This window comes from Microcoleus sp. Aus8_D2 (genome assembly GCF_036702665.1).
Taxonomy (GTDB): Bacteria; Cyanobacteriota; Cyanobacteriia; order Cyanobacteriales; family Microcoleaceae; genus Microcoleus.
In genome coordinates this window covers 1-8479 of sequence record NZ_JAUBUN010000085.1, presented here as the reverse complement: position 1 = coordinate 8479, position 8479 = coordinate 1, and the positions used below count along the sequence as shown (strand labels likewise).

The window sequence follows — 8479 nt, the reverse complement described above, 5'->3', positions numbered from 1 at the left end:
GCATTGGGCATTGGGCATTGGGCATTGGGCATTGGGCATTGGGCATTGGGCATTGGGCATTGGGCATTGGGCATTGGTGATTGGGCATTGGTGATTGGGCATTGGTCCTGCCGTCATTGCGACGTTTAAGTCAGAAGGATTTAGCGATCGGTGAGGAATTCAATTCCTAATATAATTTTTTGAACTAATCAGGAATGGTATTAAATAGGGATTTGCTGACGCTGAGAATTTGAACTTCATCTCCTATGTGTACTATTTTTCCTGCTGCTTGAAGTGGCACTCGCGTGTTAACAATCAGCCGACTAAAGTGATTTAAATGCCCTTTTTTTACCAAGTCAGGCATGATTTCATTCTGCTTAGCTATTAGTACATTTTTTGAATAGGGATAAGCTTCTTTCGCCGCCGACTTTCGCGTAGATAGGATACAGGGCTGAGCGGGATTAATCCCTTCAAAGATTACTGGCCCTATTTTAAATCTGACAACTTCATCGGCTGCTCCGAAAAGTTGGTCTTCCCAAAAAGCCGGGACATCTCCTATTTCAATATTAGCTCGCAAGCGATGCCGCATCTCGTTAACGCAAACTCTCGGAAACCAAGATGCAACTTCGGCAATTGTTGCGGTACTGATAATGGTTGGCCCCGGTGCGGCGGTATCATCGGGAAAGCCTGTGAGCAAGTTTTCAATTAACTTGACGGGGTAACCGAAGTAGTTGCTCAACCAATATTCTATCCCTGGGCGTTCTCGATCTACATGAAAAAAGATTTCTTGTTCTGTGTCTTGAATTTTCAGACCGGCAATTCTCTTTTTTATGTCAAAGGATAAGCGCAGAAAAGGGACTCCGCTGTTGCGCTTCGTGTTAACAAGTTCTCCTTTTCGATCGCAGATGGCAAAAGAGCGATCGCCTGCTAGAGCTCCGCTAGCAAGAATATTAGCTTGACTGACAGCTATGCCGTCAAGGGACTTGACCGGATAGATATGAATGCTGGCGACGTAAGACATTGTGATTCATTGATAAATAATTGTTGTTTTAGATACACTATAGCATCCTCCGCAGGCAGAATGATGACCGCAGTTAATTCCATGAAATTACAAGGGGCGATTTTTTATGAGTTTATATTTAGCAGCTACTTGTAAAGAAAAAGTAAAGAAATTTTGCTGGGCTGGGGCTCAATATTATACTAATAAATATAAAACAATTAACCGAGTTGCAAGCAATGACCGACTCAAAAAAAATAGGCAAGATGTCGAGGCGGAGTGCGATCTGGATGTCAGGTGCAGGAGCGCTGGTGGCAACCATGGCCCCAGGGCTGTTCAAAACTGAACCGGCCTATGCAGAAGGAGCAGTCTCAAATATCACTCCTGACGCCGCACTCAAGAAATTGATGAACGGGAATCAGCGGTATATTGACCAAAAACGGACTTTTCCCGACCAAAGCCGATCGCGAATTTCAGAAGTAGCAAAGGGTCAACATCCGTTTGCTACCATCCTGGCTTGTTCTGATTCGCGGGTGGCTCCGGAAATTATTTTCGACCAAGGATTAGGGGATTTATTTGATATCCGAGTAGCGGGAAATTTTCTCGACGATGTGGTTCTCGGCAATATTGAATATGCCACACTAGAATTAGGGGTGCCGCTATTAGTAATTCTGGGTCACGAACGCTGCGGTGCTGTGAAAGCGGCTTTAGATGGCAAACCGGTTCCGGGTCACATTGGCAGTTTGGTGGCGGCAATCAAACCAGCCGTTGATAGTACAAAAAATCAATTGGGCGATGCCTGGGATAATGCAGTCAGAGCTAATGTGAAAATGAACGTCAAGAAGTTAAAATCCTTGTCACCTATTTTAGCTGAAGCAGTCAAAGCGGGCAAGCTGAAAGTTGTTGGGGGGCGCTACGATTTGGACAGCGGAAAAGTAGAGATAATTGCTTGATTTTGTTGGTATTTTTATCAATTTGTAGGGTTGATGCCCCCGTCATTGGTGTCAACTTAAGACTAAAGCCCTTGATAAATCTCGCTTTTAGCCTAGTCCCGATCCCCCTAAATCCCCCTTAAAAAGGGGGACTTTGACGCTCCTGTCCCCCCCTTGTTAAGGGGGAGTAGGGGGCAAGAATTCGGGGGGATCGAGGGGTTAATCGTAAGACAGCAGGCTGGAACTACGTTTGATATTAATTTGAGACCAATGTGACCCGCCGTGCCTACCCCTCTGGGAGCGATGGGAAACTACCGAGGATTGCCCCTACAAATGACCTACTTAACGAGAAAGTATATCTGCCAGTTTACATCAAACCCATTTCTTGCAGTCCCCGGCGCAGTCGTTCTGCTTCAAAGGGGCGGCGCTGTTCGTGAAGAGCGATCGCTCTTTTGAATTCTGCTAAACTTTCGGGCATTTTGCCAATTTTCAGCAGCGCTACTGCCAAGTTTTGATGGGCTTCGGCGTGTTCGGGATCGAGTTTAATGGCTTGTCGGTAATAGGCGATCGCATCTACCAAATTTCCGGTTGCTTTCAGTGTCAGTCCTAAATTGTAGTGACCTGCTGCAAAATTGGGATCAATTTTTAAGGCTGCTTTGTAAGCTTTTTCTGCTGCTGGCAAATCTCCTTCATCTTTGAGCAAATTGCCCAAATTGTTGTAAGCGCCCAACTTCAGCGCTGGAAAAACATTTGTATTAATTGCTGCTTGATAGTGTTCTTTTGCTTTGGCAAACTGCTGTTGCTGGCGGTAAGCAATTCCTAAATGATAGTTGAGTTCATAAGCAATAGAATCATCAATTGTCGCCGCAGTCAATCCCCTAGTTAATAAATTAATTCCCCGCCCGATTTGCCCGCTTTCTACGTACAGCGCGCCTAATTTGCTGCAAGCATAAGCATCGTTTGGATAATAAGTTATATAGCGTTCCATTGCTGCTTGAGCTTTTTGGAATTTGCTTTTTGCGGCGATCGCATCTTTGTGATAACCAGAGTGGTAAATCGCCACATCGGGGAGAGAAGCGATTTTCCATTGCGGTTCCCGCTGCAAAATCTCAGCCGCGCTGTCGTCTACCATGGCGTGGTATGGGCGAGAAAAGCGGATGTCGTGGCGATTGCGAAACAAGCGCGACACGAGGGAATAGGGAGATTGAGATGCGCCGATTTCTTGACGGATGAGATTGATTAGCAGCAGTCGATCGCTCTTAATTGCCTGCTTGATTTGAGGTACAATCTCCGGTACTAGCACCTCATCGGCATCCAACACCAAAATCCAGTCGCCCTGGGCGTGCTTCAGAGACTCGTTGCGCGCCGCTGCGAAGTCGTCGCACCATTCAAAGTCATAAACCCTCGCCCCGGATGCTCGGGCTATTTCACGGGTGCGATCGCCAGAACCGGTATCTACCACCACAATTTCGTCAACAACACCCTTCACGCTGTCCAAAGTCCGCGCCAGTGTTGCTTCTTCATTCTTGACGATCGTGCACAGTGTCAGATTCATCGGGGGCTAACTTTCCTAATTTGACAGAAATATTGTAATTTTTTTTACCAGTAAAACACAAAAAGTCCCAGAAAAATTTCTCCTATTGCCCTTCGGCTTTGAGCCTAACTACCTTTCTTCCGTATAAAAATTGGCTTATACCAACCGCACCCAACGGTTAGGACGTTCTGAAATTGCACTTTCCATGAGTAGTCGATTGCTTCTGTCCTAAATAAATAAAGCCTTCTATCCTAGATAATTAAAGGCTTCGTTCTTAGTTGTGCGTTCTGCGTTCTGCATTCTTAGTTGTGCGTTCTTCAATAACTCTTTTGATATATTAAAAAGCCTTAAATTAGGACGATTCATGATAAATTCTACCACTTTCGGTTCATCCCTACGGTAGAGGAAAGGACGGGATATCAGTTGCTATTCTTAGAACATAAGACAAGGCAGACAAAAGTTAAGCACTCAGGAGAAACAGAAATGGGAATTATTGCTTGGATTGTTTTAGGACTGATTGCCGGTGCGATCGCGAAAGCCATTTATCCGGGACACCAAGGCGGCGGTTTTCTGGCAACAACAGTTTTAGGAATTATCGGCGCGCTAGTGGGAGGTTATTTAGGTCAAGTCTTTGTGGGAACTAGCGCGGGAGCTTCCTTCGGAGCATTAACTCTACCGAGCATAGCTTTTGCCGTCATCGGTGCGATCGTGGTACTTTTCATCTGGGGATTGTTGACTCAGCGTGCAGCATAATAAATATTGCCAATTCCTAGTCGATCGCTTTTTAGGGTATTCATAAACCCGGTTTCTTGAAGAAACCGGGTTTTTCAGTCAATAGACCTCTTGCAAAAGTCCTTTCAATCAAATTTTGGGACGGGCAAGATGCCCATCCCACAAGAGAAAAAACTTTTTGTGGGATGGGCATCTTGCCCGTCCCAGGTATTTTTGCAATTTTGTCTAATAACCCCCGTTGCGATCGCTATAATTAGATTATTGGTTCGTAGTGAGGACTTCAGTCCGCATTCAAGAAGGACTAAAGTCCTCACTACGAACCTGGTTTATTTCATCGGACTCGGCGGTTGAAACCGCTGCTATACAAACGAAGTCTGCCTCCGCAGACTCAAGGGTAAAGTTAATCAATTCGCAAATTGAAAGGCAAGCGAACGTAAACTCCCTGCGGGTCGTTCATCGACTTGATAACAGCCAATTCATCTTGCATTTTCTTAACTTCTGCCGTCAGCGGGTCGAGTTTGGTGGCTGGTTTTAACACGTGAACGCCGGAAATTCTTTCCAAAATTCGCTCTTCCAAACTGCGGCGTTTTGGATATTCTTCTAACTGCCAATCGTCGCCTAGTTTAGCTTGCTTAGCCGCTTCTCTAACAGCATCTTCTAGGCCGCCAATTTCATCCACTAAACCCAACTGTTTCGCTGCGATACCAGACCAAACTCTGCCTTGAGCAATTTCTTGCACCTTGTTTTTCGGCAGTTTGCGGGAGTCGGCGACTTTGGTGATAAATCGATCGTAAATGCGATCGACTATTTTCTGAATATTCGCCAATTCTTGAGGATTTTTGGGGCGGGAAACCGTGTTAGTATCCGCAAAGCGGGCGGTTTTCACCACGTCCCAAGTGATGCCGTTGTTAGCAGCTAACTTTTCGGCGTTGAACAGCATTCCAAAAACGCCGATCGAACCCGTAATCGTACTAGCTTCGGCAAAGATTTTGCTGGAACCCATCGAAATCCAATAGCCACCGGAAGCTGCTAAGTTGCCCATCGACACGATAACTGGCTTTTTTTTGCCCGTCAGCGCGACTTCGCGCCCGATGACTTCCGCCGCCGTCGCGCTGCCTCCGGGGCTGTTAACGCGCAAAACTACTGCTTTTACGTCGTCATTTTCTCGGATTTTCCGCATTTCTTGAGCGATGCGATCGCCTCCTACTTGAGTCGGGCCGCCTTCGCCATCTACAATCTCACCCTCGGCGTAAAGGACAGCAATCTGATTTTTCTTGTTAGCGCGAGTTGAGTTTTTACTCTCAGCAACTCTCGCGTAATTTTTCAAACTTATTTGCTTGAAAGATTTATCTTCTCCATCGGTTCCTGTTAGTTTTTTGAGTTCGGCTGCAATTTCATCAAAGTAGGCAACTTTATCAACTAACTTGCCTTTGAGAGCTTCGTCAGCCATCAAAGTTCCGCCATTATCTGCCACCGCTTGCAGTTGGGGAACGGTCAATTGGCGGCTCGGCCCGACAGTTTTTAGGTATTCGCCCCAAATATCTCCCAGCAGTTTTTGGGTTTGCTGGCGATTTTCAGGACTCATTTTTTTGAGCAAAAACGGTTCAACGGCTGACTTGTATTTACCGACGCGAGTGACTTGCACTCCCACGCCGTATTTCTCGAAAGCACCGGTCAAAAACATGGCTTGACTGCTAAAACCGTTGAGTTCTAGGGAGCCGTAAGGATTGATAGCAATTGTATTTGCAACGGAACCGAGGTAATAATCTCGCTCGCTCCAGTCCATTTCGTAAGCAAAAATGGGTTTTTTGGCATCTCGGAAACGCTGTAATGCCGATCGAACTTCCTTGAGATTAGCAAACCCGCTGCTGCTGGCATCCGAACTGCCTTCGAGATACATCCCAACGATTTTGGGGTCTTTTTTCGCAGATTCGATCGCATCTAAAACAGTCCGCAGCGTCACAGCATCGCCGGATTCATCCGAAAGCGCTTCTTGAATCGCCGCGCTCGTGCTGCGACTCGGTTTGCTGTCAGTGATATTTAAAGAAAGGTCTAATACCAATACAGACTTATCTTTAACTTGCGGGCCTGAATCTTTAGACGACGATGCCGCCAGAGCAATTAGCAGTACCAGTCCTCCCAATCCGATGCCGCCCAGCAGCAACAATCCGAGGAAGGTTCCCAGCAAACTTGCACAAGTATATTTTAGGAAATCTTTCATTTAGATAATTAGTCAGTTGACAGTTGACAGTTGACAGTTGACGGTTGGCAGTTGACAGGAAAGCAGTTGACAGTTGATAGTTGACGGTTGGCAGTTGACTGTTGGTAATTATTAACATTTGGTAATTGGCAGTTAGTAATTGGCAGTTGTTATTTCTTATTTCTTATTTTTTAATCTCTTCCAATAATCAGTAACTACTGACTACTGCCAACTGCCAACTGCTTTCCTGTCAACTGCCAACTGCCAACTGCCAACTGACATACTTTTATCTTAACCTTTCCCAAACCCCAGAATGTTTCAACTGAGCCAAGTTGAAACATTTAAGTGCTATGCTAGTTACAGCTATTATTCCTAATCATTAGTATTAATATCCAGAGCGGAGTAATCTAGAATAAATCTAGAAAAACCCGAACCTTGACAAATCAATAGTTTCAGGAGAAATGCCATGAAAGCTCAGAACAAAGCTCAGTCTGTTTGTGATGTATCTGTTTACTCTGACAAAAAGTCACTCGCCTTGCGCTTCCCCAAGCGCCATAGCACCCTGTGGGAGCTACTAGACGGTAAATCACTCAAGGGTAAGCCTAAGTGCTTAGGAATAGGCAAATATGGCTACTCTGATACACCAGAGGACTGGAAGCGGGCGACGCAATTGGCGATCGCAATGGAAGCTGATTTAGACCATCCAGAGTGGGAAAAGCTATTTGACCCCACCCTTGCTAAATATGGCTTGGGAGGGGGCAAATATGCTAAACTAGCTGATGTACTTCAACTGCCTGGTACGGTACAACCTGAACCCGAAATGACCGTGGGTCAGATGTGGGAGGAATACCTAGTTTGGAAAGAGGGGCAGATAGAGGAAAGTACATTCCGAGCCAAGTATTGCAGCACCTTTACGAATAGCATTAAGCGCTGCCTAGTTGACAAAATTACCTTTTGGAATTGTCTTTTGAGCGCTGATATGGCTGATTTTGTATCAGCCGTGTCATTGGCAGAAGAGACTAAAAAAGGACTGATAGCAGCCCTAAATGAAGCGTTTTTACGTGTTCAATCATCAGGAAAAACAAAGTTAACCGCTAGCCCCTTTTATGGGCTAACTAAAGCCTTGAAAGCTGATACTAGAGACAAGTACAAGCCTGTTATGAACTCAGGCGGTAACATACTTCAATGGTGGGAAGTAGCGGACGCAAAAAATGAATCTACACTAGAAGCAGATAAACGTGCTTTTACCAAGAATGAACGCGACATCATCATTAAGGCGTTCTACGATTCAAGTAATGCGCCCGAACGTCAAATTGCACCTTTGATTGAATTCCTGTTCCTCACAGGTTGTCGGCCCGGCGAAGCTTTTGCTTTAACGTGGGGGAATATCAAATTCGACAATGATATTATCTTTTTTGGTAAAAGTTATTCAGCCTCTATCAAGAAAGTCAAAGTCACCAAGAACAACTCGATCAGGATATTCAAGCTCTACCCTCGGCTGAGGGATTTGTTGTTACGAATTAAGCCCGCAGATCCAAAAACTAACGATTTAGTTTTTAAACAACAAAAAGGGCAGACATATACCAGCACTCGTCAATCTCAATTGTGGATGGGGTACACCAACGTCAACAAACAAGATGAAACCGTTTTTTATCCCGGTGTAGTGGCTCGACTGGTAGAGGAAGGCGAAATTAGTAGTTACCTCTCCCCCTACCATACTCGTCACACTTACATCACTCTCACGGCATGGGCTAACAAGGGTGATACATCAGCCTTAATGTTATTGGCTCACGCTTGCGAGAATAGTGTAGAAGTCATTCTCAGGCACTACTTGGGGATCAACAAAGAAGTTGAACTAAATCAACCCTAACTCCATCTCTAGCCACCTCTAAGAAGGTGGTTTTTTTGTGCCTATTTTACGATCATACTTTTACACACTCGTTCACTTATTAATATTAATCATTAACATTAATGATTACAACAAATCCCCCCCTTATTAAGGGGGGAAAGGCGCGAACCAAATATATGTATGCTACAACAAAACTTTACCCGATAGGTGCGGTTCCATCGATTTTTTGCAGAAGCGACATAATAGCTTCAGAGGC

Annotated in this window: 6 protein-coding genes; 3 read left to right on the top strand and 3 right to left on the bottom strand. The window is 45.2% G+C overall.

Going from position 1 to position 8479, the window contains the following annotated elements:
• Positions 1-184: 184 nt before the first annotated feature.
• Positions 185-1000 carry an MOSC domain-containing protein gene (locus QUB64_RS32505; protein ID WP_333278691.1) on the bottom strand — a complete coding sequence of 272 codons (816 nt, stop codon included), beginning with the start codon at positions 998-1000 and terminating at the stop codon, positions 185-187.
• Between the two features lie 215 nt (positions 1001-1215).
• On the opposite strand from QUB64_RS32505, the gene QUB64_RS32500 reads away from it, so the two are divergent.
• Complete coding sequence (locus QUB64_RS32500) at positions 1216-1929, top strand: carbonic anhydrase (RefSeq protein WP_333278689.1); 714 nt, start codon at positions 1216-1218, stop codon at positions 1927-1929.
• 346 nt (positions 1930-2275) lie between these two features.
• Here QUB64_RS32500 and QUB64_RS32495 read toward each other — a convergent pair whose 3' ends face one another.
• On the bottom strand, positions 2276-3463 hold the full coding sequence (locus QUB64_RS32495) for a tetratricopeptide repeat protein (RefSeq protein ID WP_333278686.1): 1188 nt from the start codon (positions 3461-3463) through the stop codon (positions 2276-2278).
• 462 nt (positions 3464-3925) lie between these two features.
• Between QUB64_RS32495 and QUB64_RS32490 the strand changes: the two genes are divergently transcribed.
• On the top strand, positions 3926-4195 hold the full coding sequence (locus QUB64_RS32490) for a GlsB/YeaQ/YmgE family stress response membrane protein (protein ID WP_333278684.1): 270 nt from the start codon (positions 3926-3928) through the stop codon (positions 4193-4195).
• A 379-nt stretch (positions 4196-4574) separates the two neighbouring features.
• Here the strand turns inward: QUB64_RS32490 and sppA are convergent, their stop codons facing one another.
• Positions 4575-6395, bottom strand: a complete 1821-nt coding sequence (gene sppA, locus QUB64_RS32485; protein ID WP_333278682.1) for a signal peptide peptidase SppA — start codon at positions 6393-6395, stop codon at positions 4575-4577.
• Positions 6396-6840: 445 nt separating this feature from the next.
• Here sppA and QUB64_RS32480 point away from each other — a divergent pair, with 445 nt between their 5' ends.
• On the top strand, positions 6841-8244 hold the full coding sequence (locus QUB64_RS32480) for a tyrosine-type recombinase/integrase (RefSeq protein ID WP_333278679.1): 1404 nt from the start codon (positions 6841-6843) through the stop codon (positions 8242-8244).
• Positions 8245-8479: the final 235 nt, after the last annotated feature.

Bases quoted from the DNA above. Each gene is read 5' to 3' on its own strand.
- sppA (WP_333278682.1), bottom strand. From the start codon at position 6,395: ATGAAAGATTTCCTAAAATATACTTGTGCAAGTTTGCTGGGAACCTTC.
- QUB64_RS32500 (WP_333278689.1), top strand. From the start codon at position 1,216: ATGACCGACTCAAAAAAAATAGGCAAGATGTCGAGGCGGAGTGCGATC.
- QUB64_RS32495 (WP_333278686.1), bottom strand. From the start codon at position 3,463: ATGAATCTGACACTGTGCACGATCGTCAAGAATGAAGAAGCAACACTG.
- QUB64_RS32490 (WP_333278684.1), top strand. From the start codon at position 3,926: ATGGGAATTATTGCTTGGATTGTTTTAGGACTGATTGCCGGTGCGATC.
- QUB64_RS32505 (WP_333278691.1), bottom strand. From the start codon at position 1,000: ATGTCTTACGTCGCCAGCATTCATATCTATCCGGTCAAGTCCCTTGAC.
- QUB64_RS32480 (WP_333278679.1), top strand. From the start codon at position 6,841: ATGAAAGCTCAGAACAAAGCTCAGTCTGTTTGTGATGTATCTGTTTAC.